At 67.6% G+C, this 25,940-nt stretch carries 21 protein-coding genes; 14 read left to right on the top strand and 7 right to left on the bottom strand.

Translation table 11 applies throughout. The annotated features are described in order from the left end of the window. Position 1: 1 nt before the first annotated feature. From lpdA to QFZ47_RS00125, 10 genes are all read left to right on the top strand, one after another. A complete protein-coding gene (gene lpdA / locus QFZ47_RS00170) occupies positions 2–1,780 on the top strand; it encodes a dihydrolipoyl dehydrogenase (RefSeq protein ID WP_307653693.1) in 1,779 nt (592 codons plus the stop codon). Between the two features lie 8 nt (positions 1,781–1,788). Then, positions 1,789–2,586, top strand: a complete 798-nt coding sequence (locus tag QFZ47_RS00165) for an alpha/beta fold hydrolase (RefSeq protein ID WP_307653692.1) — start codon at positions 1,789–1,791, stop codon at positions 2,584–2,586. A gap of 17 nt (positions 2,587–2,603) precedes the next feature. Continuing rightward, positions 2,604–4,889, top strand: coding sequence for an NADP-dependent malic enzyme (locus QFZ47_RS00160; RefSeq protein ID WP_307653691.1), 2,286 nt, complete (start codon positions 2,604–2,606; stop codon positions 4,887–4,889). Positions 4,890–4,929: 40 nt separating this feature from the next. Beyond that, on the top strand, positions 4,930–6,312 hold the full coding sequence (locus tag QFZ47_RS00155) for a dicarboxylate/amino acid:cation symporter (RefSeq protein WP_307654344.1): 1,383 nt from the start codon (positions 4,930–4,932) through the stop codon (positions 6,310–6,312). A 35-nt stretch (positions 6,313–6,347) separates the two neighbouring features. Beyond that, positions 6,348–7,682, top strand: coding sequence for an NAD(P)/FAD-dependent oxidoreductase (locus QFZ47_RS00150; protein WP_307653690.1), 1,335 nt, complete (start codon positions 6,348–6,350; stop codon positions 7,680–7,682). Between the two features lie 54 nt (positions 7,683–7,736). Then, entirely contained in the window at positions 7,737–8,921 is a 1,185-nt protein-coding gene (locus QFZ47_RS00145) for an acetyl-CoA C-acetyltransferase (protein ID WP_307653689.1), read from the top strand. A gap of 40 nt (positions 8,922–8,961) precedes the next feature. Then, positions 8,962–9,717 carry an acetoacetyl-CoA reductase gene (gene phbB / locus QFZ47_RS00140; RefSeq protein ID WP_307653688.1) on the top strand — a complete coding sequence of 252 codons (756 nt, stop codon included), beginning with the start codon at positions 8,962–8,964 and terminating at the stop codon, positions 9,715–9,717. 10 nt (positions 9,718–9,727) lie between these two features. Continuing rightward, a complete protein-coding gene (locus QFZ47_RS00135) occupies positions 9,728–10,381 on the top strand; it encodes a DUF6781 family protein (protein ID WP_307653687.1) in 654 nt (217 codons plus the stop codon). Between the two features lie 172 nt (positions 10,382–10,553). Beyond that, positions 10,554–12,389, top strand: a complete 1,836-nt coding sequence (locus QFZ47_RS00130; protein ID WP_307653686.1) for a sensor histidine kinase — start codon at positions 10,554–10,556, stop codon at positions 12,387–12,389. Then, entirely contained in the window at positions 12,386–13,753 is a 1,368-nt protein-coding gene (locus tag QFZ47_RS00125) for a sigma-54-dependent transcriptional regulator (RefSeq protein WP_307653685.1), read from the top strand. The genes QFZ47_RS00130 and QFZ47_RS00125 overlap by 4 nt, the downstream gene beginning before the upstream one ends. Positions 13,754–13,816: 63 nt before the next feature. On the opposite strand, the gene QFZ47_RS00120 is transcribed toward QFZ47_RS00125, so the two are convergent. From QFZ47_RS00120 to QFZ47_RS00105, 4 genes are all read right to left on the bottom strand, one after another. After that, positions 13,817–15,034 carry an NAD(P)/FAD-dependent oxidoreductase gene (locus tag QFZ47_RS00120; RefSeq protein ID WP_307653684.1) on the bottom strand — a complete coding sequence of 406 codons (1,218 nt, stop codon included), beginning with the start codon at positions 15,032–15,034 and terminating at the stop codon, positions 13,817–13,819. Positions 15,035–15,100: 66 nt separating this feature from the next. Next, positions 15,101–15,418 carry a non-heme iron oxygenase ferredoxin subunit gene (locus QFZ47_RS00115; RefSeq protein ID WP_307653683.1) on the bottom strand — a complete coding sequence of 106 codons (318 nt, stop codon included), beginning with the start codon at positions 15,416–15,418 and terminating at the stop codon, positions 15,101–15,103. An 8-nt stretch (positions 15,419–15,426) separates the two neighbouring features. After that, complete coding sequence (locus tag QFZ47_RS00110; RefSeq protein ID WP_307653682.1) at positions 15,427–15,897, bottom strand: aromatic-ring-hydroxylating dioxygenase subunit beta; 471 nt, start codon at positions 15,895–15,897, stop codon at positions 15,427–15,429. Between the two features lies 1 nt (position 15,898). Beyond that, positions 15,899–17,167 carry an aromatic ring-hydroxylating dioxygenase subunit alpha gene (locus tag QFZ47_RS00105; RefSeq protein ID WP_307653681.1) on the bottom strand — a complete coding sequence of 423 codons (1,269 nt, stop codon included), beginning with the start codon at positions 17,165–17,167 and terminating at the stop codon, positions 15,899–15,901. Positions 17,168–17,294: 127 nt separating this feature from the next. On the opposite strand from QFZ47_RS00105, the gene QFZ47_RS00100 reads away from it, so the two are divergent. Next, entirely contained in the window at positions 17,295–18,209 is a 915-nt protein-coding gene (locus tag QFZ47_RS00100; RefSeq protein ID WP_307653680.1) for a LysR family transcriptional regulator, read from the top strand. A 58-nt stretch (positions 18,210–18,267) separates the two neighbouring features. Here QFZ47_RS00100 and QFZ47_RS00095 read toward each other — a convergent pair whose 3' ends face one another. Next, positions 18,268–20,091, bottom strand: coding sequence for an acyclic terpene utilization AtuA family protein (locus tag QFZ47_RS00095; protein ID WP_307653679.1), 1,824 nt, complete (start codon positions 20,089–20,091; stop codon positions 18,268–18,270). A 193-nt stretch (positions 20,092–20,284) separates the two neighbouring features. Between QFZ47_RS00095 and QFZ47_RS00090 the strand changes: the two genes are divergently transcribed. From QFZ47_RS00090 to QFZ47_RS00080, 3 genes are all read left to right on the top strand, one after another. Beyond that, a complete protein-coding gene (locus QFZ47_RS00090; RefSeq protein ID WP_307653678.1) occupies positions 20,285–21,907 on the top strand; it encodes an acyl-CoA carboxylase subunit beta in 1,623 nt (540 codons plus the stop codon). Positions 21,908–21,938: 31 nt separating this feature from the next. Beyond that, positions 21,939–23,939, top strand: coding sequence for an acetyl-CoA carboxylase biotin carboxylase subunit (locus QFZ47_RS00085; RefSeq protein ID WP_307653677.1), 2,001 nt, complete (start codon positions 21,939–21,941; stop codon positions 23,937–23,939). A 69-nt stretch (positions 23,940–24,008) separates the two neighbouring features. Further along, positions 24,009–24,335, top strand: a complete 327-nt coding sequence (locus QFZ47_RS00080) for an NIPSNAP family protein (protein ID WP_307653676.1) — start codon at positions 24,009–24,011, stop codon at positions 24,333–24,335. A gap of 39 nt (positions 24,336–24,374) precedes the next feature. Here QFZ47_RS00080 and QFZ47_RS00075 read toward each other — a convergent pair whose 3' ends face one another. Further along, positions 24,375–24,935, bottom strand: coding sequence for a carboxymuconolactone decarboxylase family protein (locus tag QFZ47_RS00075; RefSeq protein ID WP_307653675.1), 561 nt, complete (start codon positions 24,933–24,935; stop codon positions 24,375–24,377). Beyond that, the gene (locus tag QFZ47_RS00070; RefSeq protein WP_307653674.1) at positions 24,928–25,917 is read right to left on the bottom strand and encodes a tripartite tricarboxylate transporter substrate binding protein; all 990 of its coding nucleotides are present in this window, start codon (positions 25,915–25,917) and stop codon (positions 24,928–24,930) included. The genes QFZ47_RS00075 and QFZ47_RS00070 overlap by 8 nt, the downstream gene beginning before the upstream one ends. Between the last annotated feature and the right edge of the window lie 23 nt (positions 25,918–25,940).

Below are 25,940 nucleotides of genomic sequence, written 5' to 3'. Positions count from 1 at the left end.
AATGGCACACATGGTGGAAGTCAAGGTCCCGGACATCGGCGAATTCAAGGATGTCGCGGTCATCGAACTGCTGGCCAAGCCGGGCGAGGTGATTGCGGTCGACACCGGGTTGATCATGGTGGAGTCGGACAAGGCTTCGATGGAGATTCCGTCTAGCCATGCGGGGACCGTGAAGGAGCTGAAGGTCGCGCTCGGCGACAAGGTGAGCGAAGGCTCGGTGATCCTGGTCATCGAAACGGCTGCCGCTGCCTCCCCTCTCCCGCCTGCGGGAGAGGGGCCGGGGGTGAGGGCAACGGCCCCACCCTCACCCCAGCCCTCTCCCGCAGGCGGGAGAGGGAGTGAAGCGGCCGGCTACGCCGGCAAAGTAGATCTGGAGTGCGAAGTGCTCGTGCTCGGCGCCGGCCCCGGCGGCTACTCGGCCGCCTTCCGCAGCGCGGACCTCGGCATGAAGACCGTGCTGGTCGAACGCTACGCCACGCTCGGCGGTGTGTGCCTCAACGTCGGCTGCATCCCGTCGAAGGCACTGCTGCACACGGCCGGCGTGATGGACGAGGTGAAGCTGCTCGCCAGGCACGGCATCAAGTACACCGCGCCCGAAGTCGACATCGACGCGCTGCGCGGCTTCAAGGACGGCGTCATCAAGAAGCTCACCGGCGGCCTCACGGGCATGGCGAAGGCGCGCAAGGTCGAGGTGGTCACCGGCGTCGGCAGCTTCCTCGATGCGCACCACGTCGAGGTGGCGGGCGAGGGCGGTGCGAAGAAGGTGGTGAAGTTCGCCAAGGCCATCATCGCCGCGGGCTCGCAGGCCGTGAAGCTGCCCTTCATGCCCGAGGACGAGCGCGTCGTCGACTCCACCGGCGCGCTGCTGCTCAAGAGCATTCCCAAGCGCATGCTGGTCGTCGGCGGCGGCATCATCGGCCTGGAGATGGCCACGGTGTACTCGACGCTGGGCACGCGCATCGACGTGGTCGAGATGCTCGATGGCCTCATGCAGGGCGCCGACCGCGACCTCGTGAAGGTATGGGAGAAGTTCAACGCGCCGCGCTTCGACAACGTCATGCTGAAGACCAAGACGGTCGGTGCCAAAGCCACCCAGGCCGGCATCGAAGTGAGCTTCGAGGGCGAGAAGGCACCGAAGGGGCCGCAGGTCTACGACCTCGTGCTCGTGGCCGTGGGCCGCAGCCCGAACGGCAAGAAGATCGGCGCCGACAAGGCCGGCGTGGCCGTCACCGACCGCGGCTTCATCGAAGTCGACAAGCAGATGCGCACCAATGTGCCGCACATCTTCGCCATCGGCGACATCGTCGGTCAGCCGATGCTCGCGCACAAGGCCGTGCATGAAGCGCACGTGGCGGCCGAAGTGGCGCACGGCGAGGCGTCGTACTTCGACGCGCGGCAGATCCCCTCGGTGGCCTATACCGACCCCGAGGTGGCCTGGGCCGGCAAGACCGAGGAGCAGTGCAAGGCCGAAGGCCTGAAGGTCGGCAAGGCGGTGTTCCCCTGGGCCGCATCGGGCCGCGCCATTGCCAACGGGCGCGACGAGGGCTTCACCAAGCTGCTGTTCGACGAGGCCACGCATCGCATCGTCGGTGGCGGCATCGTCGGCACGCATGCGGGCGACCTGATCAGCGAGCTGTGCCTGGCTATCGAGATGGGCTGCGAGCCCGCCGACATCGGAAAGACCATCCACCCGCATCCGACGCTCGGCGAATCCATCGGCATGGCGGCCGAGGTCTTCGAAGGGCATTGCACCGACCTGCCCCCGGTGAAGAAGAAGTAGGCGCCGCCATGCCGCTCGCACTGGCTTTCGAGGCGCTGGGATCGGGGCCCCCGGTGGTGATCCTGCACGGCCTGTTCGGCGCGGGGCGCAACTGGACGCAGGTTGCGCAGGTGCTGGCCGCGGACCACCGCGTCTACCTGCCCGATGCCCGCAACCATGGCGCCTCGCCCTGGGCCGAGTCCATGTCGTACGCCGAGATGGCGGACGACGTGCTGGCGCTGATCGCGCGCGAGCAGCTGCAGCGGCCGTTCGTGATCGGCCACAGCATGGGCGGCAAGACGGCGATGGCCCTCGCGCTGTCGCACCCGCTGGCCATCGGCGGCGTGGCGGTGATCGACATCGCTCCCGAGAGCTACGCCGACCAGTTCTCGTCGTACGTGTCGACCATGCGCAGCTTCGACGCGGCCAGTGCGGCCAGCCGCCGCGAGATCCATCAGGCGCTGGCCGACAGTCTCGGCGCGGAGGCCCCGGTCGACTTCGTGATGCAGAACCTGCGCCGGCAGCACGACCGCTTCGACTGGCGGCTCAACCTGCTCGCCACCGGGCTGTGCATGCACGAGCTCTGCGGCTTTCCCGACGCGCTGCGCGACGCGCGCTACGACGGCCCGGCGCTCTTTGTCCACGGCGCGGAGTCCGCCTACGTGCCGCCTTCGTCGCTCGCGGGCATCCGCGCGCTGTTCCCGCACGCGCAGACCGAGCGCATCGCCGACGCCGGCCACTGGGTGCACGCCGACCAGCCCGCGGCGCTGCTGTACGGCCTGCGGCACTGGCTGGCCGGTGCGGGTACGCCCACGGCCCCTCTTTGACATTCCACGGAGACACCATGTCCGACGACAAACTGCGCGAAGCCGCCCTCGACTACCACCGCTTCCCCACGCCCGGCAAGATCTCGGTGAACCCGACCAAGCCGATGGCCACGCAGCGCGACCTCGCGCTCGCCTACTCGCCCGGCGTGGCCGAGGCCTGCATGGAAATCGTGCGCGACCCGGCCGAGGCGATGAACCTCACCTCGCGCGCGAACCTCGTGGCCGTCATCACCAACGGCACGGCCGTGCTGGGCCTGGGCAACATCGGTGCGCTGGCCGGCAAACCGGTGATGGAAGGCAAGGCCTGCCTGTTCAAGAAGTTCGCCGGCATCGACGTGTTCGACATCGAGCTCGACGAGAACGACCCCGACGCGCTGATCGACACCATCGCGCGCATGGAGCCCACCTTCGGCGGCATCAACCTGGAGGACATCAAGGCGCCCGAGTGCTTCTACATCGAGAAGAAGCTGCGCGAACGCATGAAGATCCCGGTGTTCCACGACGACCAGCACGGCACCGCCATCGTCGCGGCCGCCGCCATCCTCAATGCGCTGCGGCATGTGAAGAAGGACATCCGCGAAGTGAAGCTGGTGGCCTCGGGCGCCGGCGCGGCGGCGCTGGCCTGCCTCGATTTGATCGTGAGCCTGGGCCTGCCGATGAAGAACATCCACGTGTCCGACAGCGCGGGCGTGGTCTACACCGGCCGCAAGGAGCAGATGGACCCGAACAAGGCCCGCTATGCGCAGGACACCTCGGCGCGCAAGCTGGCCGACGTGATAGCCGGCGCGGACATCTTCCTCGGCCTCTCGGCCGGCGGCGTGCTCAAGCCCGAGATGGTCAAGGAGATGGCGCGCGATCCGATCATCCTTGCCATGGCCAACCCGGCACCGGAGATCCTGCCGGAGGACGCGCTGGCCGTGCGCCCCGATGCGATCCTGGGCACCGGCCGGTCGGACTATCCGAACCAGGTCAACAACGTGCTGTGTTTCCCGTTCATCTTCCGCGGCGCGCTCGACGTGGGCGCGACCACGATCAACGAGGAGATGAAGCTCGCCGCGGTGCGCGCCATCGCCGAACTCGCGCATGCCGAGATTCCCGAGGTGGTGGCGCAGGCCTATGGCGCCGTCGGCCTGCGCTTCGGCCGCGACTACCTGATCCCCAAGCCCTTCGACCCGCGCCTGATCGAGGCGGTTGCGCCCGCGGTGGCACAGGCCGCGGTCGACAGCGGCGTGGCGACGCGGCCGATCGCCGACATGAAGGCCTACCGCCAGCGCCTGTCGCAGTTCGTCTACCAGTCGGGCAGCAGCATGCAGCCGCTGTTCGCCGCCGCCAAGCAGTCGCCCAAGCGCGTGGTCTACGCCGAGGGCGAGGATGAGCGCGTGCTGCGCGCCGCGCAGGTGGTGGTCGATGAAGGCCTGGCGCGTCCGCTGCTGCTGGGCCGCCCCGAGGTGATTGCCGAGCGCATCGCGCAGTACGGCCTGCGCCTTTCGCTGGGCACCGACTGCGAAGTGGTCGACCTGCTCGATCCGGCCGTGCACGGCGACGCGGCCGAGGCCTACTACCAGCTCAAGCGCCGCGAGGGCGTCTCGCGCCTGGTGGCGCAGACCGAGATGCGCAGCCGCGGCACGCTGCTCGCGGCCATGCTGGTGCGCCAGGGACGCGCCGACGCCATGCTGTGCGGCACGCTGGGCGGCTACGGCGACCACCTGCGCCATGTGCGCGACGTGATCGGCCTGCGCGCGGGCACCAAGACCATGGCCGCCATGCAGATGCTGATGCTGCCGGGGCGCCAGCTCTTCATCTGCGACACGCACGTCAACCGCGACCCCGACGCGGCGCAGATCGCCGAGATCGCGCTGCTCGCGGCCGAGGAGGTGCGCCGCTTCGGCGTGACGCCGAGCGTGGCGCTCTTGTCGCACTCGAACTTCGGCGGCTCGGACGCGGCCTCGGCCGTGAAGATGCGCGAGGCGCTCGCGCTCATCAAGGCGGCCGATCCGCAGCTCGCGGTGGAAGGCGAGATGCGCGGCGACGCGGCGCTGTCGAAGACCATCCTCGACCACGAGTTTCCGGACTCGGCGCTCCAGACCGAAGCCAACGTGCTCGTCATGCCCAACGTCGATGCGGCCAACATCTCGTACAACCTGCTGCGCATGGCGGCCGGCAGCGGCATCACGGTGGGCGGCATCCTGCTGGGCGCGGCGCGCTCGGTGCACATCCTCACGCCGTCGTCCACGGTACGCCGCATCGTCAACATGACGGCGCTGGCGGTGGTCGATGCCAACTCGCACCGCAACGCGGCCTGACGAGGGTGCGGCCATGACCTTGCCCAAGACCGGCGGGCGCATGCCGCCGGCGTCTGAAATTTTCCAGGAGATTCCCGTGGACCAACCATCCGTCACACCCAAGCCCTTTTACAAATCGCTCTACTTCCAGGTCATCACCGCCATCGTGCTCGGGGTGCTGCTGGGGCATTTCTATCCCGACACCGGCGCGTCGATGAAGCCGCTGGGCGACGGCTTCATCAAGCTCATCAAGATGATCATCGCGCCGATCATCTTCTGCACGGTGGTGGTCGGCATCGCCGGCATGGAAGACATGAAGAAGGTCGGCAAGACCGGTGGCCTGGCGCTGTTGTACTTCGAGATCGTGAGCAGCATCGCGCTGGTGGTGGGCCTCGTCATCATCAACATCGTGCGGCCCGGCGCCGGCATGAACGTCGACGTGAGCCAGCTCGACACCAAGGGCATCGCGGCCTACACCGGTCCCGGAAAGATGCAGAGCACCACCGACTTCCTGCTCAACGTGATCCCGAACACGGTGGTCGATGCCTTCGCCAAGGGCGAGATCCTGCAGGTGCTGCTGATCGCGGTGATGTTCGGCTTTGCGCTGCACAAGTTCGGCGGGCGCGGCACGCTGGTGTTCGACGTGATCGAGAAGGGCTCGCACGTGCTGTTCGTGATCGTGGGCTACATCATGAAGGTCGCACCCATCGGCGCCTTCGGCGCGATGGCCTTCACCATCGGCAAGTACGGCGTGAGCTCGCTGCTGCAGCTGGGCCAGCTGATGGCCACGTTCTACCTGACCTGCCTGCTGTTCATCTTCGTGGTGCTGGGAGGGATCGCGCGGTTCCACGGCTTCAGCATCTGGAAGTTCATCAAGTACATCAAGGAAGAGCTGCTGATCGTGCTGGGCACGTCGTCGAGCGAATCGGTGCTGCCGCGCATGATGGCCAAGCTGGAGAACCTGGGCGCGAAGAAGTCGGTGGTCGGCCTGGTGGTGCCCACGGGCTACTCGTTCAACCTCGACGGCACCTCGATCTACCTGACGATGGCGGCGGTGTTCATCGCGCAGGCGACCAACACCGACATGACGCTCACCCAGCAATTCACGCTGCTGGCCGTGCTGCTGCTCACCTCGAAGGGCGCGGCAGGCGTCACGGGCAGCGGCTTCATCGTGCTGGCGGCCACGCTGTCGGCCGTGGGGCACGTGCCGGTGGCCGGCCTGGCGCTGATCCTGGGCATCGATCGTTTCATGTCGGAAGCCCGCGCGCTCACCAACCTGATCGGCAACGGCGTGGCCACGCTGGTGGTGGCCAAGTGGACCGGTGACCTGGACACCGTGCGCATGCACCAGCACCTGAACCAGGAAAGCGCGGCAGAAGCCGACGAGCCCGAACGCGTGCTCGATGCCACCGAGGCGCACGTGCCCGCGGGTTCGGGCCGCTGAGCGAGTCCGCCGAGTCCACCCCGCACCGCCGCCCCATGAGCACCCCTGAATCGAAGCACCGCGTCGTCGTCGTCGGCGGCGGTGCCGGTGGCCTGGAGCTGGCCACGCGGCTCGGCGACACCCTGGGCAAACGCGGCATGGCGGACATCACGCTGGTCGACAAGCACCGCACCCATGTGTGGAAGCCCAAGCTGCACGAGATTGCCTCCGGCAGCATGGACATGAGCGCGCACGAGGTCGACTACCTCGCGCAGGCGCACTGGCACGGCTTCCGCTTCCGGCTCGGCGAGCTCACCGGCATCGACCGCGAGCGGCGCGAGGTGCAGGTCGCGCCGTATCTTGACGACGAAGGCCGGCTGGTCACGCCCGAACGCGCCTTCGGCTACGACACGCTGGTGGTCGCCATCGGCAGCCTCAGCAACGACTTCGGCACGCCCGGCGTGCGCGAGCATGCGCTGCGGCTCGAATCGAAGACGGATGCGCAGCGCTTTCACCAGCGCATGGTCAACGCCTGCATCCGCGCGCATGCGCAGGCCACGCCGCTGCGGCCCGAGCAGCTGCATGTGGCGATCATCGGCGCGGGCGCCACGGGCGTGGAGTTGGCGGCCGAGCTGCATCGCACCACGCGCGAAGTGGTGGCCTACGGGCTGGACCGCGTCGATGCCGAGAAGGACATCCAGGTCAGCGTGATCGAAGCCGCCGATCGCGTGCTGCCCGCATTGCCTGCGCGCATGTCGGCCGCCACCGAAGCGCTGCTGCGCAAGCTGGGCGTGGACGTGCACACCTCGGCCAAGGTGGCCGAGGTGCTGCCCGAGGGCGTGCGGCTGGCCGATGGCCGCGTATTGCCGGCCGAGCTGGTGGTGTGGGCGGCGGGCGTGAAGGCGGCCGATTTCATGAAGGACATCGCGGGGCTGGAGACCAACCGCAGCAACCAGCTCGAGGTGCTGCCGACCTTGCAGACCACGCGCGATGAGCACATCTTCGCCATCGGCGACTGCGCGGCCTGCGACTGGCCCGAGGCCAACGGCGGCAAGGGCGGCCTGGTGCCGCCGCGCGCGCAGGCGGCGCACCAGCAGGCCTCGCACGTCGCGGCGCAGATCCGCCGCCGCCTGGGCGGAAAGACGCTCGAGCCCTACCGCTACCGCGACTTCGGCTCTCTGGTGTCGCTGGGCGAATTCAGCACCGTCGGCAACATGATGGGCGGGCGGGGCGGCGGCAGCCTGATGATCGAAGGCCGCTTCGCGCGGCTCATGTACGTGTCGCTCTACAAGATGCACGAGCTGGCGCTGCACGGCGTCGTCAAGGTCTCGCTCGACACGCTCGCGCGCCTCATCACGCGGCGCACCGAACCCCACGTCAAGCTGCATTGAGCAGCCAAGGGCAATGACTCGACCTTCTTTCGCACCAACCTCAAGGAGATTCTCATGTCAGACGATATCGTGATCGTGGCCGCGCAACGCACGGCGGTCGGCAAATTCGGCGGCGCGCTGGCCGGCACGCCTGCGCCGGAGCTGGGCGCGCATGTGGTGAAGGGGCTGCTCGAAAAGGCCGGCGTGCCGGGCGATGCGGTGTCCGAGGTCATCATGGGCCAGGTGCTTGCGGCCGGCGCGGGCCAGAACCCGGCTCGGCAGACGGTCATCAAGGCCGGCCTGCCGATCGGCGTGCCGGGCCTCACCATCAACAAGGTCTGCGGCTCGGGCCTGAAAGCCGTGATGCTCGCGGCGCAGGCCGTGAAGTGCGGCGATGCCGAGATCGTGGTGGCCGGCGGCCAGGAGAACATGAGCGCCGCGCCGCACGTGCTGCCCAACTCGCGCAACGGCCAGCGCATGGGCGACTGGAAGCTGGTCGACACGATGATCGTGGACGGCCTGTGGGACGTCTACAACCAGTACCACATGGGCACCACGGCCGAGAACGTGGCCAAGAAGTACGGCATCACGCGCGAGATGCAGGACGCGCTGGCGCTCGCCTCGCAGCAGAAGGCCGCGGCCGCGCAGGACGCGGGGCGTTTCAATGACGAAATCCTGCCCTTCAGCATTGCGCAGAAGAAGGGCGACCCGGTCGTGTTCTCGGCCGACGAGTTCGTGAACCGCAAGACCAGTGCCGATGCACTCGCCAGCCTGCGCCCGGCCTTCGACAAGGCCGGCTCGGTGACCGCCGGCAACGCCTCGGGCCTGAACGACGGCGCGGCCGCGGTGCTGGTGATGTCGGCCTCTCGCGCCGCCGCGCTCGGCCTGCAACCGCTGGCCGTGATCCGCGCCTATGCGAGCGCGGGCCTGGACCCGTCGCTCATGGGCATGGGCCCGGTGCCCGCTTCGCAGCTGGCACTGAAGAAGGCGGGCTGGAAGGCGCAGGACCTCGACCTGATGGAGATCAACGAAGCCTTCGCGGCGCAGGCCTGCGCGGTCAACCGCGAGATGGAATGGGACACGAGCCGCATCAACGTGAACGGCGGCGCCATCGCCATCGGCCACCCCATCGGCGCTTCGGGCTGCCGCGTGCTGGTGACGCTGCTGCACGAGATGCGCCGCCGCGGCGCCAACAAGGGCCTGGCCTCGCTGTGCATCGGCGGCGGCATGGGCGTGGCGCTCGCGGTTGAACGCGCCTGACCGATTTTCTTTGTCACACAACGCACCAAGGAGAAAGCAGATGAGCGAAAGCAAGCAGCAACACGTGGTCCTGGTCACCGGCGGCATGGGCGGCTTGGGCGAGACGATCTCCACCAAGATGGTCGATGCGGGCTACAAGCTCGCGGTGACCTATTCGCCGGGCAACAAGTCGCATGCGGACTGGGTGGCGCAGATGGCGCAGCGCGGCTACGAGATCCTGGCCGTGCCCTGCGACGTGGCCGACTACGACTCCTGCGCGCGCGCCGTGAGCCAGGTGCAGGAGGCCCTGGGTCCGGTCGATGTGCTGGTCAACAACGCCGGCATCACGCGCGACATGACCTTCAAGAAGATGGACCAGATCAACTGGAACGCCGTGCTGCGCACCAACCTCGACAGCCTGTTCAACATGAGCAAGCAGGTGGCCGACGGCATGGTGGACCGGGGCTGGGGCCGCATCATCAATGTGTCGTCGGTGAACGGCTCGAAGGGCGCGTTCGGCCAGACCAACTACTCGGCCGCCAAGGCCGGCGTGCACGGCTTCACCAAGGCGCTGGCGCTGGAGGTAGCGAAGAAGGGCGTGACGGTCAACACCATCTCGCCCGGCTACATCGGCACGAAGATGGTCACGGCCATCCCGAAGGAAGTGCTCGACAGCAAGATCCTGCCGCACATCCCCGTGGGCCGTCTCGGCAAGCCCGAGGAAGTGGCGGGCCTGATCATCTACCTCGCCTCGGAAGAGGCGGCGTTCGTGACGGGCGCCAACATCGCCATCAATGGCGGCCAGCACATGCAATGAACGCACGATCATGATTCTCAAAAATGGCATCGATCAGGCCGCGCTGATCAACAAGTTCACCGACGCCTCCGCCAGGCAGGGCGAAACCATCCGCCGTGCCGTGCACGAGGCCACGCTCAAGGCGCTGCAGGGCCGCGAGCTCACGCTCGCGAATATCCGGCAGGTGCTGGGCACGGTCACCAAGGCAGCCTCGGCCGGCGCGGAGGGCAGCAAGCTGCCCGCGCCAGACGTGGAGGCGCTGCTGGCCAAGGCCTTCGCCGGCATGGACGGCGCGCTGGAGCAGGCGGTGCTGGCCAACCAGCGTGCGCTGCAGCAGCTGGTCGACCAGGGCGTGAGCCTGCGCGAGACGCAGCTCAAGAAAGCGCTCGCCGACGTCGAGAAGATGGAAGACACGCTGTTGGCCGCGGTGCGCAAGGCGGCGCCGGCCGACGGCCCTTGGCGTGGAGTCTTCCAGGCCATGCAGGGCAAGGGCACCGGCACCGGCGCGCGCGCCACCGTGGCGCTCGAACAGCTCATGGAAGACACGCACAAGAACCTGCGCGATGGCCGTGCGCTGAGCCTGCGCGCCTCGCAGGCGATGCTTGACAGCTATGCCACGCTGGTGAGCGGCGTGCTGATCGGCATGTCCGAAGCCCTGAAGCAGGGCGGACCGGCGAAGCGATGACCCTCGCCGGCGATCATGGCCCGCACCGTGTTCTCCTGTCGGGTCATTCGCGGCAGGGCCGGCGAACTGCGCCATGCCTGACTGGACGCCTACTCTGAACGAAATGTTGCAGGACGCACGCCACCGGGCAGCCACTGATGCGGCGTTCACGGCCTTGTGCAATAACGGGTTCATGATTTCACGGGAGCCGGCCCGGCGCTTCGATCTGCCTTCTCAACGCTCCAGGCGATGGCGCGGCCTGCTGCGCTGGTGCGGCGCACTGGCGCTGGTGGCCGCGGCCGCCTTCGCCGGCCATCACTTCGCCATGCAGAACGGCCTCGCGCGGCTGCGCGAGGCGGCCGACCACCGGCTCGACATGCTCGCCACGGGGCTCGATGCCGACCTGGCCCGTTTCGAGTATTTGCCCGCGCTGCTGGAGATGACGCCCATCGTCCCCGCGCTGCTCGGTGCGCCCTCGGATGCGCCGCTGCGCGATGCGGTCAACCGCTACCTCGACGGCGTGAACGCCACCGCGGGCGCCGAGATGCTCTATGTGCTGGACGCCACCGGCACCTCGCTCGCGGCTTCCGACTGGAACCGGCCCGGCACCACTGTCGGCCAGGACCTGTCGTTCCGGCCCTACGTGATCGATGCGCTGGGGCAGGGCAGGGGCCGCTTCTACGGCGTCGGCATCACCAGCCGCAAGCCAGGCTACTACCTCTCGTACGCCTTGCGCCGCGGCCAGCCCACGCGCGGCGTGGTGGCCGTCAAAGTCAACCTGGAGGAGACCGAACGCGCCTGGCGCAAGCTGCCGGGCGACGTGGCGCTGGTCGACCAGCGCGGCGTGGTGATCCTCTCCACCCGCGAAGACCTGAAGTTCCGGCCGATGCTGCCGCTCGACGTTTCGCAGCGGGCCGAGGTGCAGCGCTCGCGCCCCTACGGCGAGGCCGGCCTGCAGCCGCTGCAGTGGACGCTGAAGGAGACGCTGGCGCGCGACGCAAGGATCATCGCGCTCGACGGCGTCGACCAGCTGGCCTCCACGCGCTCGCTGCGCGGCGCGCCATGGCAGCTGATGGCGCTCGACGGCCTGGCGCCGGTGCGCGTGGCCGCGCGCAATGCCGCCATCACCGCGAGCCTCGCCATGGCGGTGCTGCTGCTGATCGCCGTCGCGCTGTGGCAGCGCCGCCGCGCCGTGCGGCAGAAGCTGGCCAACCAGGCTGCGCTGCAGGCCGCGCACGACACCCTCGAGTCGACCGTGGTGGCGCGCACCGCGCAGCTGCGCGCTGCCCAGGGCGAGCTGGTGCATGCAGGCAAGATGGCGGCACTGGGCCAGATGTCGGCCGGCGTGGCACACGAACTGAACCAGCCGCTCACCGCGATGCGCACGCTCTCGGAGAGCGCCGCCATCCTGCTCGACAAGAATCGATTCGACGACGTGCGCGGCAACCTGCAGCGCATCCGGGGCATGGTCGACCGCCTGGCGCGCCTGACCTCGCAACTCAAGACCTTCGCGCACAAGAGCGAACTTCCGCTCGCGGCGGTGCCGATGGCGCGCGCCGTGGCCGACGCGCAGGCCATCGTGGCCGAGGCCACGAAGAAGAACGGTGTTGCCGTCGAGGTCGACGTGCAGCCCCCAAACCTGAGCGCCATGGCCGAAGAGGCCGCGCTGGGCAGCGTGCTCGTCAACCTGATGCGCAATGCCATCGACGCCATGCAGGCCTCGCCCCGGCGCACGCTGCGGCTCGAGGCGCGGCCGCAAGAGGGCAGGGTGATCCTGCGCGTGAGCGACACCGGCCCTGGCATTCCACCCGACATCCTGCCGCGCCTGTTCGAGCCCTTCGTCTCCAGCAAGCCGGCGGGCACCGGCCTCGGGCTCGGGCTCGCGATCTCGGCACAATTGGTGCGGGCCATGGACGGCACGCTGCATGCGGCCAACCTTCCGCAAGGCGGCGCCTCGTTCGTCGCCGACCTGCCGGCCGCCGTCCAGGCCATTCTTATTTCCACCCCCACAGGAGTGATCAACAAGTGAGCGAAGCCCCTGCCATCCGGGTGATGCTGGTCGAGGACGACGAAGACGTCCGCCTCAGCACGACCCAGGTGCTGACCCTGGCCGGTTTCGAGGTCGAAGCCTTCGCGAACGTCGAGCGCGCACGCGGCCACATCAACTTCGGCGTGCCGGCCATCGTGATCTGCGACGTGCGCCTGCCGGGCCTGAGCGGCGCCGAATGGCTGCCCGAACTGCACGGCATCGACACTGAGCTGCCCGTGATCCTGGTCACCGGCCACGGCCATATCGCGATGGCGGTGCAGGCCATGCGCGAAGGCGCCTACGACTTCATCGAGAAACCCTTCAGCTCCGAGCGGCTGGTGGCCATCGTGCGCCACGCCGTCGAGCGCCGGCAGCTGTCGCTGCAGGTGCGCGCGCTGCGCGATGCGCTGGAAAACTGGCACGGCATCCAGTCGGTGCTGATCGGCCGCTCGGCCCAGATGCAGCTGGTGCGCCGCACCGTGATGACGCTGGCCGAGACCTCGGCCGACGTGCTGATCTACGGCGAGACCGGCACCGGCAAGGAACTCGTCGCGCGCTGCCTGCACGACCACAGCGAGCGCCGCCGCCAGCATTTCGTTCCGCTCAACTGCGGCGGCTTGCCCGAGGCGCTGGCCGAGAGCGAGCTGTTCGGCCACGAGGCCGGCGCCTTCACCAGCGCCAACCGCGTGCGCGTGGGCAAGTTCGAGTACGCCAACGGCGGCACGCTCTTTCTCGACGAGATCGAGAGCATGCCGATGGCCGTGCAGATCAAGCTTTTGCGCGCGCTGCAGGAGCGCAGCATCGAGCGCATCGGCTCCAACAAGGCCATTCCCTTCGACTGCCGCGTGGTGGCGGCAAGCAAGGACGACCTGAAGGAGATGAGTGACCGCCAGAAGTTCAGGGCCGACCTGTACTACCGGCTGGGCGTCGCCTTCATCGAGCTGCCGCCGCTGCGCGAGCGGCGCGAAGACATTCCGCTGCTGTTCGAGCACTTCTCGCTGCTGGCCGCGAGCCGCTACGAGCGTGCGGCACCGCTGCCCACCAATGCCCAGCTGGCCGACCTGATGGCTTACGCATGGCCGGGCAACGTGCGCGAGCTGCGCAACGTGGCCGACCGCTTCGTGCTGGGCCTGCTCGGCGAGCGCCTGACGCAGACGCGCGGCACCGGCGAGGGCTCGCCAGCCCTGCCGCGCGCGCTGCCGCAGCAGGTCGAATCCTTCGAGCGCGCGGTGATCGTCGAGGCGCTACGCAAGCACCAGGGCGACCAGCCGGCCACGGCCGCCGCGCTCGCCATCGCGCGGCAGACGCTGCACGACAAGCTACGCAAGCTCGGCATTGCAGCGGAAGAATTCAAGTCCCAGTGACCCGCAGGCGGGCTCGTGCTTTGACAAGCTCGATCGCTTGGCAAAGGTCCCGCAACCGCTGTCTCAAAGCTTGGCGAGCGGCACCTGGAGGTCGACGAGCTGCGCCGCGTCGACGCTGGTGCGGCGCTCGATCAGGCGCCGCGCAAGGCGCAGGTCGCGCGCGGCGTTGGGGCCCAGCGCCGCAACGACCTTGTCGGCGTCGAGGAAGAACATCACGAAGCTGTTGGCGCTTCGGTCGCCGCGCAACACCACGCGGTGCGCGGGCGTGGGCATGCCGAAGATCTGCAGGTTGACGCCGTACTGGTCCGACCAGAACCAGGGCAGCGGCTGATGGTTCACCGCGATACCGAGCGCGGCGCGCGCGGCGGCGATCCCTTGTTCCTGGGCGTTCTGCCACGATTCGAGCCGCATCCGCCGGCCCGCCCATTCGCAATGCCATGTGGCCACGTCGCCCGCGGCCAGGATGTCGGGATCGGACGAGCGGCATTGCGAATCGACCAGCACGCCACCCTCGCACGCCAGACCCGCCTCGCGTGCGAGCTCGTCGTTGGGGACCAGGCCGATACCGACGAGGACCGCGTCGCAGTCGAGCGCGCGCCCATCGCCGAGCGAGGCCGTGAGGCCGCCTCGCGCGTTCTGCGCCAGGCGTTCGATGCCGGTGCCGAGCCGGACATCGACGCCATGGGCGGCGTGGAGCTGCAGCAGGTAGCCGGAAATTTCCGGTGGCACGGTGCGCTCGCACAGCCGGCCCATCGCTTCAACGACGGTCACGTCCAGGCCCTTCGTCCGGGCCGTCGCGGCCACCTCGAGCCCGATCCAGCCGCCCCCGGCAACGAGCAGCCGCTTGCCGGAAGACAGCGCGGCACCGAGTGCCGCCGCATCCTCGATGCTGCGCAGGCTGAAGACGCCAGGCAGATCGGCACCTGGAATATTCAGGCGGCGTGCCCGGCCGCCGTTGCAGAGAATCAGCTTGTCGTATGAAACCTGCGCTCCCTGCGTCAGGTGGAGTTGCTTCGCCGCGCGGTCGATGAAGGTCGCGCCGACGTTCGGCCGCCAATCGATGCCGAGCGCATCGAAGGCTTCCGGCTTCAGCAGCTGGGTCGTGTCCGCATGGGCGTCCCCGGAGAGCACCGCCTTGGACAGCGGCGGGCGTTCGTAGGGGCGATGGGGCTCGTCGCCGATCAGAATGATGCGGCCCGCGAAACCCTCGCTGCGCAGCGTCTGCGCGGCCCAGCCGCCGGCCTGGCCGGCGCCCACGATGGCGATGGTTTCGATGCTCATAGGGCGGCAACCTCCGCGCTGCGCGCTGCGGTATTCGCCTTGGGAGCGGCCCGGCGGCTCATGGCTTCAACCGAGCGAGAGAAACACCCGGCCCGCATCGATCTTCACGGGATACGAGCGGATTGCCTCGGTCACCGGCGCGCAGGTCGGCTTTCCGTCGCGCACGTCGAACTTGCCCTGGTGCAGCGGACACTCGATCTCGTGTCCTTCGAGGAAGCCATCGCACAGGCGCGCATGGCCGTGGGTGCACACGTTGTCGGTCGCGTAGATCTGGCCGTCCACGTTGTACAGCGCGATGTCGCGCCCGCCGACCTGCATGCCGACGACATCGTCGATGGGCACCTCGTCGACGGGTGCGGCATCGGTCCATTGGAAATCGCTCATGGCTGGCCTCAGAGGGGATAGATGACGGAGTTGGGGATCATCTCGCTGTCGTAGATGACCTGGCGCGAGGCGAACTTCAGCCCCTCGGCGGTGCGCACGACCACATCGATGGTGCGGCCTACGCTGAACACGCTCGAGAGTTCCGAGAGCTTGGTGCGGAACACCGCGTAGTTGGCCTCGCACTCGAAGCGGTCCGCTTCGGCCTTCAGCACGAGCGGCGTGCCGACGACGTGGCGCTGGTAGTAGGGGTCGTGGAACAGGGTCTCGCGGATGCCGTAGACGCGGTCCTTCAGCATGCCCTTGCTCTCGAACGACAGCGTCGCGAGCGGAAAGCCGCGTTCGTGGTTCTCGCGCGGCTGCAGGCGGTAGCTGCAGTCGTCCGTGAAGAATTCCGGCCAGAGTTCCCATTGGCCGGAGCTCACTGCCTGGGCGTAGCGGGCGTAGAGCTGGGTCAGGTCGAAGTAGTCCTGGAAGTTCATCTCAAGCCTCCATGACCTTGCGCCAGTATTCGTACATGCCCCGGATCAGTGTCTCCGTGACCATGTGGTCCGTGTCGCCGACCTCGCGTCCGCCGAGCTCGGCGAGCGTGCGGTGGAAGGGCTTCTGCTCGAAGCCCTTCTGCGAAAGCTCGATCACCTCGCCGTCGTCGGCCGAAACAAAGCCTGCCGGCCCGAAGAGGTTGGCCTGGCGCAGCCGCCGCAGCGTCATCGCCTCGTCGTCGTCCTCGAAGCCGAAGTGCGTCCAGACGAAATCGAAGGCGCCGGGCCCGCTCGGCTGGATGTGCCGGGTCGACACGCTGTTGACCTGCTGCTGGAAGATCACGCTCGGGAACAGCGTCATCATCACCGCCGTCGGGCCGTGCCACCATGGCTCGGGCACGATGTCCAGGAAGCGGTCGTCGTTGAGCTTCATGCTTTCCTTGAAGCTCGACACCTGGGTGACCTGGTCCGCCTTGCCGCTGGCGCCGCGCGTCGAGATCATCGCGGCATGCCGGTGATGGCGGTCCATCTTCAGCTCCGACTTGTTGTCCGCACGCCAGAGCCCGAAGGTGACGAACCAGGTGTGCAGCAGGCCCGGGTGGTACGGGTCCTTGATGTTCTCCTGCATCAGCTTCCAGTTGCCGGGAATGCGCTGCCGGTTGTAGCCGAGGATCGTCAGCTTGCGGCCGTTGAAGAGCCGGTCGAAGTAGCCCAGGATTTCCGGGCCCATGAAGTCCTCGAGCGATTCCACCTGCGCATCAAAGGACGCGAACACGACGCCGCCGCGCGTGGCGACCTTGAGCTTGTTGAGGCCGTGGTCGGCCGGCTTGAAGTCGGCCGGCATCCCGCCGTTGACCTTGCCGTCCTGCTTCACGCCGCGGCGAAAGGGCACCCCCTGCAGGTCGCCGCCCAGCGAGTAGTTCCACTGGTGGTAGGGACAGGTGAACCCGCCGGCCTTGCGGTTGCCGTGCCGCTCGCGGCAGAACTGCATGCCCCGGTGTGCGCACACGTTTTCCACGACGCTGATGGAAGCTTCCGCATCGCGCATCATGATCACCGAGCGCTCGCCGATCACCGTGCGCTTGAAATCGCCAACCTCCGGAACCTCGGCCTCCAGGCCCACGTAGCACCAGTGGCCCCGGTAGAAAAGGCGCTCGAGTTCACGCCGGTGCTGGTCGGCATCGGTGTAGGCCATGAAGGGGATGCGGCTCGTGCCTTTGTCTTCCCAGCGGATCTGCTGCGGAAAGACTGCTGCTGATGTGTCATCCATTTTTGTCTCCTGTGCGGCTGCGTCGCGTGGGCCGCTCGTCTCGTGGTTCCCGATGATCGGCAGTTCAGGCCTATCGTTCAATAGAATGTGCGAAATAGTTCATATAGATTTCGCGAATGGGGACGCCGTGGAGCTCAAGGACATCGACCTCAACCTGCTGGTGGTGTTCAACCAGCTGCTCATCGACCGGCGGGTGTCGAAGGTGGCGGCGAATCTCGGCCTTTCGCAGCCGGGCGTGAGCAATGCGCTGGCGCGCCTGCGCAAGCTGACCGACGACCCGCTGTTTCTTCGAACACCCAAGGGCATGGAGCCCACGCCTTTCGCCGAGCAACTGGCCGGGCCGACCGCGAGCGCGCTGCAGACGATCCATGCCGCCATCAACCAGCGGACCTCGTTCGACGCGGCCACGTCGACGCGCGCCTTCACCATCGGCATGACCGACATCGGCGAGATCTATTTCCTGCCCAAGCTGATGAAGGCGCTGGCGCGCGTGGCGCCCGGCCTCTCGATCAGCACCGTTCGCAACACGGCGGTCAATCTTCAGGACGAGATGGAATCCGGCCACGTCAGCCTGGCCATCGGCCTGCTGCCGCAGCTCAAGAGCGGCTATTTCCAGCGGCGGCTGTTCAAGCAGCACTACGTCTGCATGTTTCGCCAGGGGCACGCGCTGGACAAGCGGCAGATCTCCCTGGCTGAGTTCTCAAAGGCCGAGCACGTGGTCGTGATCTCCGAGGGAACCGGCCACGGCAAGGCGGACGAGCTGCTCGGCCGCAAGAAGATCGTGCGCAAGGTTGTCCTGACGGTGCCGCACTATGTGGCGGTCGGCCATATCCTGCACGGCTCCGACCTGGTGGCGACAGTGCCCGAGCGGCTTGCCCAGGCCCTGGCCGGGCCGTTCGGCCTGTCCTATGTCCGCCATCCGGCCAGGCTGCCCGAGATTGCGATCAGCCTGTTCTGGCACGGCCGGTATCACCGGGACCCCGCCGTCGCCTGGCTGCGGGCCTTGATCATCGAGCTCCACGGGGAAGGCGCAAACGGTTGAAGCTTCGCCGACATGCGCGAGGAGATCGGGCTGTGCCCTCCATCGAAAAGTTCCCCGATCAGCCGCGCGGATGGCCTTTTCTTGCCTGTACTGCGATGCGTCGCGGGACAAGGATCCCGATGTCCAGCAGCATCTGCGCCATGCCCTTGCCCAAGGGATCCATCCGCATCGAAGATGGGCCGCCACCATCCAGTGCATCGTGGACGAGAAGGTTCATCGAAGCGGTTCCGGGCAGATAGAAGCGACTGACCTTGCCTGCTGGAAGATGCTTGAAGTAGCCCTCGACGACTTCGGGTTGCAGCCTTTTCCAGAGCAATGGCAGCCATTCCGCACGCCGGGCAATGAGCCCGATGTTGGAGATGTTTCCCTTGTCGCCGCTACGGCCGTAGGCCAATTCGATGAGGCGGACCTCCTCTTGTGGCTCGTTGGCATCGACCCAGTCTTCGGGGAAGCGGGGCGGCGGCGACTGCGGATCTCTTGTACCGGCCGCGATATCGACCGCATGCCGCGAGCCATCGAGAACGAAGGTCGGCTGCACCGCTGTCTTGTCCAGGAGGAGGGAAAACGGCTTGATCAGCGGTGACACCGAAGGGCGCCCTCCGCCCGGGCTGGTGGTTCCTGGAGCCCAGGATGTGCCCGCGGGCGCAATCTCGCGTCCGAACATCGCCAGGGCCGCCTTCTGCGGGTGGTTGGCCACCACGCGCATCATGACTTCACGCACCTGGCGGGTGCGCGCATGCGGCCCGTACAGAGTTTCGGAGCCAATGACTTCAATGTAGGTCGAGGTGAAGGGGGGCAGGTTGCTCTGACGCAGGATTTCGCTGGTTCGCTCGATGATGGCTTCGGCTGTGCGGCGAGCCTTCTTCTCGGCATCGATGCCGATGATCACCATGCTCCCGGCGCAGCGGAAGCCATCCAGCTGAGTGGCCGATACCTTGTATTGCGATGTCGGCGCGCGGCCCTTGGCGGCGCTCACGCGCACGCGATTCTCTTCTTGCTGTTCGATCGTCACGTCCCGGAAATCGCAACTCACGTCGGGCAGCAGGTAGGCTCCGGGATCGCCGATCTCGTAGAGCATCTGTTCCGCCACATTGGCGCGGATCACTTTCCCGCCCGTGCCTTCAGGCTTGGTCACGATGAAGCTGCCATCGGCATGGCACTCCACGATGGGGTAACCGATGTGTGCCCAGTCGGGAATGTCTTCCCAATCGGTGTGCAGGCCACCCGTGGCCTGGCAACCGCATTCGATGATGTGGCCTGCCAGGCTTCCCGAGGCCAGCAGGTCGTAGTCGTCGACCTGCCATCCGAACTCGTGCATCAGCGGCCCCAGCGTTACAGCGCTGTCCACACAACGGCCAGTGATCACCACCTCCGCACCGGCTGCCAGTGCGGCGGCGATCGGAGCTGCGCCCAGATAGGCGTTGGCACTGAGTACCTTGTCCGGCAGCGCCTCGTTGGTGAACATGTCACGCGTGCCGCGCTTGCGCAGTCCCGGCATCAGGGCGCTCACGTCGTCGCCTTCGACCACGGCGATGCGCAGCATGATGCCCTGCGCATCTGCCAGCGCCTTCAGGGCGGCAGCGCAACCGTGCGGATTGATGCCGCCCGCATTGCTCACAACCTTGATGCCCTGTTGCTTGACCTCTGCCAGGACGGACTTCATCGCGATGTCCACAAAGTCCGTCGCGTAGCCCATGTCAGGGTTCTTGGCGCGTGCCGAGGCCAAGATGGCCATCGTCGTCTCGGCCAAGTAGTCGAAGACCAGATAATCGAGCCGTCCGCTCTGCACCAGTTGCGGCGCCGCGACCATGCTGTCGCCCCAGAAGCCGGATGCGCCACCGATGCGGACGGTGCGGGCCGTTGTGCCGGGAGTGCCTGTCATTGGGTGTCCTCTGCTCGGGCCAGCTTAGCGAAGCCTTCGCCGCGGCGCTTGTGTCGAGTGGCTGCACGGCCGCCGGAATGAAGCGCGGGCCGCAGCCAGTTCGCGCAAGACCGGTCCTGGAGCTTTTCCTAAGCTGGCACCCATACGACAGTCCGCGAACCCAACGCCAACCGGCACCTGCAGCACCACAGCGATGGCAATCATCGAGTCGAACGTTGTCCCTGGCAGCGAGGCCTTCGAGGCCAATCGCGCCGGCATGCTGGCCCTGATCGACCGCGTACGCGGCTACGAGAAGCGCAGCATTGCCACATCGGGCAAGTCCCGCGAGCGTTTCGAGAAGCGCGGGCAGCTGCTGCCGCGTGAGCGGCTGTCGCTGCTGCTCGACCCGGGTACGCCCTTCCTCGAGATCGGCTCGCTGGCCGGGCTCGGGCTGGACAATCCCGACCTGGAGAAGAGCGTGCCGGGCGGCGGGGTGATCGGCGGCATCGGCTGGGTCTCGGGCGTGCGCGTGATGGTCAACGCCTCCGACTCGGGCATCGATGCCGGCGCGCTGCAGCCCATGGGCATTCCCAAGCAACTGCGCATGCAGGAGCTGGCGCTGGAGAACAAGCTGCCCTATGTGCAACTGGTCGAGAGCGCGGGCGCGAACCTCATGACCTACAAGGTCGAGGAATTCGTCACCGGCGGCAACCTGTTCCGCAACATTGCGCGCATCTCGGCCGCGGGCTTGCCCGTGGTCACGGTCACGCACGGCTCGTCCACTGCGGGCGGCGCCTACCAGACGGGCCTGTCCGACTACATCATCATGGTGCGGGGCCGCTCACGGGCCTTCCTCGCGGGACCGCCGCTGCTCAAGGCCGCGACCGGCGAGATCGCGACCGAAGAGGAGCTGGGCGGCGCGCTGATGCATACCTCGATCTCGGGCCTTGGCGACTACCTGGCCGAGGACGACCGCGACGCGATCCGGCTGGCGCGCGAGATCCTGGCCAACATCGACTGGCAGCGCGGCATGCCCGCCGAGCCCGAACGCAGCTTCAAGCCGCCGCGCTACGACGCGGAAGAGCTGCTGGGCGTGATGCCCATGGATCACAAGCGCCCGGTCGACATGAAGCAGGTCATCGCGCGCATTGCCGATGACTCCGAGTTCCTCGAGTTCGGCGAGAACTACGGCGGCGCGACCGTGGTCGGCCACATCAAGATCGAAGGCATGCCGCTGGGCGTGATCACCAACAACGGGCCGATCGACCCGGCCGGCGCGACCAAGGCCACGCACTTCATCCAGGCCTGCTGCCAGTCGAAGACACCGATCCTCTACCTCAACAACACGACCGGCTTCATGGTCGGCAAGGATCACGAGGAGGCCGGCATCATCAAGCACGGCTCCAAGATGATCCAGGCCGTGACCAATGCCACCGTGCCGCAGATCACCATCTACTGCGGCGCCTCCTTCGGGGCCGGCAACTACGGCATGTGCGGACGCGGTTTCCATCCGCGCTTCTGCTTCTCCTGGCCCAACGCCAAGACAGCGGTGATGGGCGGCGAGCAGGCCGCGCAGACCATGATCAACGTGACCGAGGCCGCGATGAAGCGCAAGGGCGGCGAGGTCGACCGCGAGAAGCTCGCCGAGATGGAGCGCCGCATCATCGACCGCTTCGACAGCCAGATGAGCGTCTTCACCACCAGCGCGCACCTGCTCGACGACGGCGTGATCGACCCGCGCGACACGCGTGCGGTGCTGAGCAAGGTGCTGTCGATCTGCCGCGATGCCGAACAGCGCGCGCCGCAGAAGATGCAGTTCTCCGTGGCGCGGCCCTGAGCCGAAGAAAAAGAAGCGAGACGCACGCTCCATGGCCGCCTCGGCCTCCCCCCTCACTCCCTTCCGCAAGATCCTGATCGCCAACCGCGGCGAGATCGCCTTGCGCATCATCCGCAGCGCGCGTGCGCTCGGCTACCGCACGGTCGCCGTGTACTCCACGGCCGATGCCGGCGCGCGCCACGTGCGCGAGGCCGACCAGGCCGTGTGCATCGGCGAACCGCTGCCCGCGCAGTCCTACCTGCGCATTCCCGCGATCATCGAGGCGGCGAAGCTCAGCGGTGCCGACGCGGTGCACCCGGGCTATGGCTTCCTTGCCGAGAACGAGGACTTCGCGCGGGCCTGCCAGGACGCGGGCCTGGTGTTCATCGGTCCGTCGGCCGAAGCCATCGTGTCGATGGGCAACAAGGCCGGCGCCAAGACGCTGATGCAGGCGGCCGGCGTGCCCTGCATCCCCGGCTACCAGGGCGGCGACCAGAGCGAGGAGCGGCTCGCGGCCGAGGCCGTGCGCATCGGCTTCCCGGTGATGATCAAGGCCACGGGCGGCGGTGGCGGGCGCGGCATGCGGCTGGTGCCTTCGGCCAAGGAATTCCCCGAGCTGCTGCGCAGCGCGCGCTCCGAGGCGCAGAGCGCCTTCGGCGACCCCGAGGTGATCCTGGAGCGCGCCATCGTCGAGCCGCGCCACATCGAGATCCAGGTCTTCGCCGACCGCCATGGCAATGCGATCCACCTGGGCGAGCGCGACTGCTCGGTGCAGCGCCGCCACCAGAAGCTGATCGAGGAAGCGCCATCGCCAGCCGTCGACGCCGAGCTGCGCGCACGCATGGGCGCCACCGCGGTGGCCGCGGTCAAGGCCATCCGCTACGAAGGCGCTGGCACGCTCGAGTTCCTGCTCGACGCCGAGGGCAACTACTACTTCATGGAAATGAACACCCGGCTGCAGGTCGAGCATCCGGTGACCGAAGCCATCACCGGCCTCGACCTCGTCGCGCTGCAACTGCGTGTGGCCGGCGGCGAAGCGCTGCCGATCACGCAGGAGCAGGTGAACTTCCAAGGCCATGCGATCGAAGTGCGGCTGTGCGCCGAAGACGCCGACAAGGGCTTCATGCCGCAGAGCGGCACCATGGCGCTGTGGGAGATGCCGGCCCAGCTGCGGGTGGAGCACGCCTTGCGCTCCGGCGGCGAAATTCCGTCGTACTACGACTCGATGATCGCCAAGGTCATCAGCCACGGCGACACGCGCGAGGCCGCGCGGCGGCAACTGATGGCCGGCCTCGAGGATGCGGTGGCGCTGGGCGTGACCACCAACCAGGCCTTCCTGCACCGCTGCCTGGGCCATGCGGTCTTCGCGGCCGGCGGCGCCACCACCGCCTTCATCGCGCAGAACCAGGAGGCGCTGCTCGCGCCCGACACCGAGGCGCGCGCGCGCGCCGCCGCCATCGCGGCCGTGCTGCTCTACGAGACCACCGGTGCGCGCCGCGCGCCGTCGACCGGCCGGCGCATGACGCACAACCTGCCGATCTCGCTGCGCTTCGAGGTCGAGGACACCGCGGTGAGCGCAAGCGTCGTGCTGCAGCAGCAGCGCCATTTCGAGGTGTCGATCGGCGATGCCGCCTATGGTGTCGAGCTGGCCGAGATCGGCGAGCACGCCGCGCGCTTCGTGTGCGACGGCCTCTACGAAAGCGCGGCCTTCCACCGGGACGGCGCCACGCTGCTGCTGCATTACCGCGGAGTTCCGGTGCGCATCGAGGACAAGACCCGGGCCGCCACCGCGCGCCAGGGCGAGGCCGGCGGCGACGGCAAGGTGCGCGCCTCGATGAACGGCCGTGTGGTCGCGGTGATGGCAGCGGTCGGCGACATGGTCCAGGCGGGCCAGCCGCTCGTCACGCTCGAGGCCATGAAGATGGAACACATCCACGCAGCGCCGGTGGCCGGCAAGGTGATCGCGCTGCACGTGAAGACCGGCGACCAGGTCGCGGCCGGCCGTGTGCTGGTCGAGATCGAGGTGGCCGCCAAGGACGCAGCCGCGTCCTAGCACAATGTGAGCCTGGCGGTCACGCCCGCCACCCCGTCAACTCGCAACAATCTTTCAGGACTGATGTCGATGATCTACGAACTACGCGTCTATACCGCAATGCCTGGCCGGCTACCCGACGTTCTTGCCAGATTTCGCGATCACACCGTGGGCATCTGGAACCGGCTGGGAATTCGTCAACTCGGATATTGGACGACTGCAGTCGGACCTGACAGCAACGCGCTTACCTACATGCTTGTCTGGGAGAGCCTGGCCGATCGTGAGGTCAAGTGGGGCAAGTTTGTCGTCGATCCCGAATGGGTCGAGATCAGAAAGGCGAGCGAGGCAGCCGGACCGATTGTTGCGAAGATGGACAACTCGTTCTTGGCGCCAACCTCTTTCTCGCCTGCGAAATAGTCTCTTCTGCGGCGGACGACCGTCAGTCATTGACGGATCTCAGGTCGGGCTGGCCGGTGCGTGAGGCAACTGCACATTCAAGAGCAGGGCGACGGTTCCGGCCAGTCCGCAGAATGCAACCAGTTCGGCCGTGCCGCGTTCTCCGAAGTGCCGCTGTACTTGCTCGAACACGTCGTCCGCGACGCAATGGTGTTCGGTGAGCGCCAGGAAGAACCGCCCGGCTGCTTCCACCGATCCGCCATCCTCCGGAATCTTGCCGGCCGCAATTGCTTCAACCATCTCCAGCGAAAGCCCGGCCGACAAGGCCTTGGGTGCGTGAGTCTTCCATTGGTGGCGGCATTGCTGCCTGTGCGCAGCCATGAGGAAGACGGCTTCCAGCACCCGCTGCGGCAGTGTGCCGGTCCAAAGCTCGGTCGAGAGTTGTTCCAGAAGATCGGCGATTCGGGGGCTCCCCAGCAGGGGCAGGTAGGGGGCCGGCACGCGGCCGCGCCGCCGTGCGATCAGGTCGTAGGCCGCGCGCTGTTCTGCGGAGCGCAAGGCCTCGGCCGTCGCAGGGAAACGAGTGGCTGCATGTGGGCTTGCGGGCGTCGTCTCAGGCATTGGGCTTGATGTTGCCAGCCTTGACGACCGCCGCCCATTTCTCGATCTCCTGGCGGATGCGGGTCCTGAACTCCTCGGCGCTGCTGCCGACCGGCACGAAGCCGAGTTCGACGAGCTTCTGATGCAGCGGGCCCGCCCGCACGGCTTGCGCGGCGGTGGACGACAGCCGGGACACGGTGTCCGGCGCCAATCTGGCAGGGCCGATCAAACCGAAGATCGGCGTGGCGTCGACGCTGGGCAGCCCAGCCTCTTGCATCGTCGGCGTGTCGGGCAGTTGCGCGGCCCGGCGCGTCCCGGTGACTGCCAAGGCGCGGACGGTGCCCGCGCGGATGTGGTCGATCATCGTGGGGACCGTGGTGAACCCGAACTGGACGTGGCCCGCGAGCAGGTCGTTCAGTACGGTGCCGCCGCCGCGGTACGGCACGTGGTTGATGTCGATCGCGGCGGCCGTGCGCAACTGCTCGCCGGCCAGATGTGGCGCACTGCCGACGCCGGCCGATCCGTAGTTGAGACTGCCCGGCTTTGCCTTGGCAAGGGCGACGAACTCCTTCAGCGTCGCTGCGGGAACCGCGCTGTGCACGATCAGCACCAGCGGCGCCGATGCCATGAGCGAAATTGGCGCGAAGTCCTTCTCCGTGTCGTACGGCAGCGCGCTGCCGAAAAGCCCGGGGTTGATCACGAATGCCGTGTCGACGAAGCCGAGCGTGCGGCCGTCCGGTGCCGCCGTGGCGACGGCGCGCGTGCCGATCTGCGTGCCGGCACCTCCCCGGTTGTCGACAATCACCGGCGCCGCGACGGCGGGCTCCAATGCCTGCGCCATCAGGCGGCCGAGCGTGTCCGTGGCGGCACCCGGGGGGTAGGGCACGATGAGGCGGACCGCCGTCTTCGTGTCCGCGAGCGCGAGGCGCCCCGCGCCGAGAGACCCCACCAAGGAAAGCGCGGCGCCTCCGAGGATCAGCGATCGCCTTTTGTGCATGGGCATTTTTTGTCTCCTGAAAATAAGGT

The organism is Variovorax paradoxus (assembly GCF_030815975.1).
Classification (GTDB): Bacteria; Pseudomonadota; Gammaproteobacteria; order Burkholderiales; family Burkholderiaceae_C; genus Variovorax; species Variovorax paradoxus_N.
This window is presented reverse-complemented; position numbering and strand designations above follow the sequence as displayed.

Bases quoted from the DNA above. Each gene is read 5' to 3' on its own strand.
- lpdA (WP_307653693.1), top strand. From the start codon at position 2: ATGGCACACATGGTGGAAGTCAAGGTCCCGGACATCGGCGAATTCAAG.
- QFZ47_RS00165 (WP_307653692.1), top strand. From the start codon at position 1,789: ATGCCGCTCGCACTGGCTTTCGAGGCGCTGGGATCGGGGCCCCCGGTG.
- QFZ47_RS00160 (WP_307653691.1), top strand. From the start codon at position 2,604: ATGTCCGACGACAAACTGCGCGAAGCCGCCCTCGACTACCACCGCTTC.
- QFZ47_RS00155 (WP_307654344.1), top strand. From the start codon at position 4,930: ATGCCGCCGGCGTCTGAAATTTTCCAGGAGATTCCCGTGGACCAACCA.
- QFZ47_RS00150 (WP_307653690.1), top strand. From the start codon at position 6,348: ATGAGCACCCCTGAATCGAAGCACCGCGTCGTCGTCGTCGGCGGCGGT.
- QFZ47_RS00145 (WP_307653689.1), top strand. From the start codon at position 7,737: ATGTCAGACGATATCGTGATCGTGGCCGCGCAACGCACGGCGGTCGGC.
- phbB (WP_307653688.1), top strand. From the start codon at position 8,962: ATGAGCGAAAGCAAGCAGCAACACGTGGTCCTGGTCACCGGCGGCATG.
- QFZ47_RS00135 (WP_307653687.1), top strand. From the start codon at position 9,728: ATGATTCTCAAAAATGGCATCGATCAGGCCGCGCTGATCAACAAGTTC.
- QFZ47_RS00130 (WP_307653686.1), top strand. From the start codon at position 10,554: ATGATTTCACGGGAGCCGGCCCGGCGCTTCGATCTGCCTTCTCAACGC.
- QFZ47_RS00120 (WP_307653684.1), bottom strand. From the start codon at position 15,034: ATGAGCATCGAAACCATCGCCATCGTGGGCGCCGGCCAGGCCGGCGGC.
- QFZ47_RS00115 (WP_307653683.1), bottom strand. From the start codon at position 15,418: ATGAGCGATTTCCAATGGACCGATGCCGCACCCGTCGACGAGGTGCCC.
- QFZ47_RS00110 (WP_307653682.1), bottom strand. From the start codon at position 15,897: ATGAACTTCCAGGACTACTTCGACCTGACCCAGCTCTACGCCCGCTAC.
- QFZ47_RS00105 (WP_307653681.1), bottom strand. From the start codon at position 17,167: ATGGATGACACATCAGCAGCAGTCTTTCCGCAGCAGATCCGCTGGGAA.
- QFZ47_RS00095 (WP_307653679.1), bottom strand. From the start codon at position 20,091: ATGACAGGCACTCCCGGCACAACGGCCCGCACCGTCCGCATCGGTGGC.
- QFZ47_RS00090 (WP_307653678.1), top strand. From the start codon at position 20,285: ATGGCAATCATCGAGTCGAACGTTGTCCCTGGCAGCGAGGCCTTCGAG.
- QFZ47_RS00085 (WP_307653677.1), top strand. From the start codon at position 21,939: ATGGCCGCCTCGGCCTCCCCCCTCACTCCCTTCCGCAAGATCCTGATC.
- QFZ47_RS00080 (WP_307653676.1), top strand. From the start codon at position 24,009: ATGATCTACGAACTACGCGTCTATACCGCAATGCCTGGCCGGCTACCC.
- QFZ47_RS00075 (WP_307653675.1), bottom strand. From the start codon at position 24,935: ATGCCTGAGACGACGCCCGCAAGCCCACATGCAGCCACTCGTTTCCCT.
- QFZ47_RS00070 (WP_307653674.1), bottom strand. From the start codon at position 25,917: ATGCCCATGCACAAAAGGCGATCGCTGATCCTCGGAGGCGCCGCGCTT.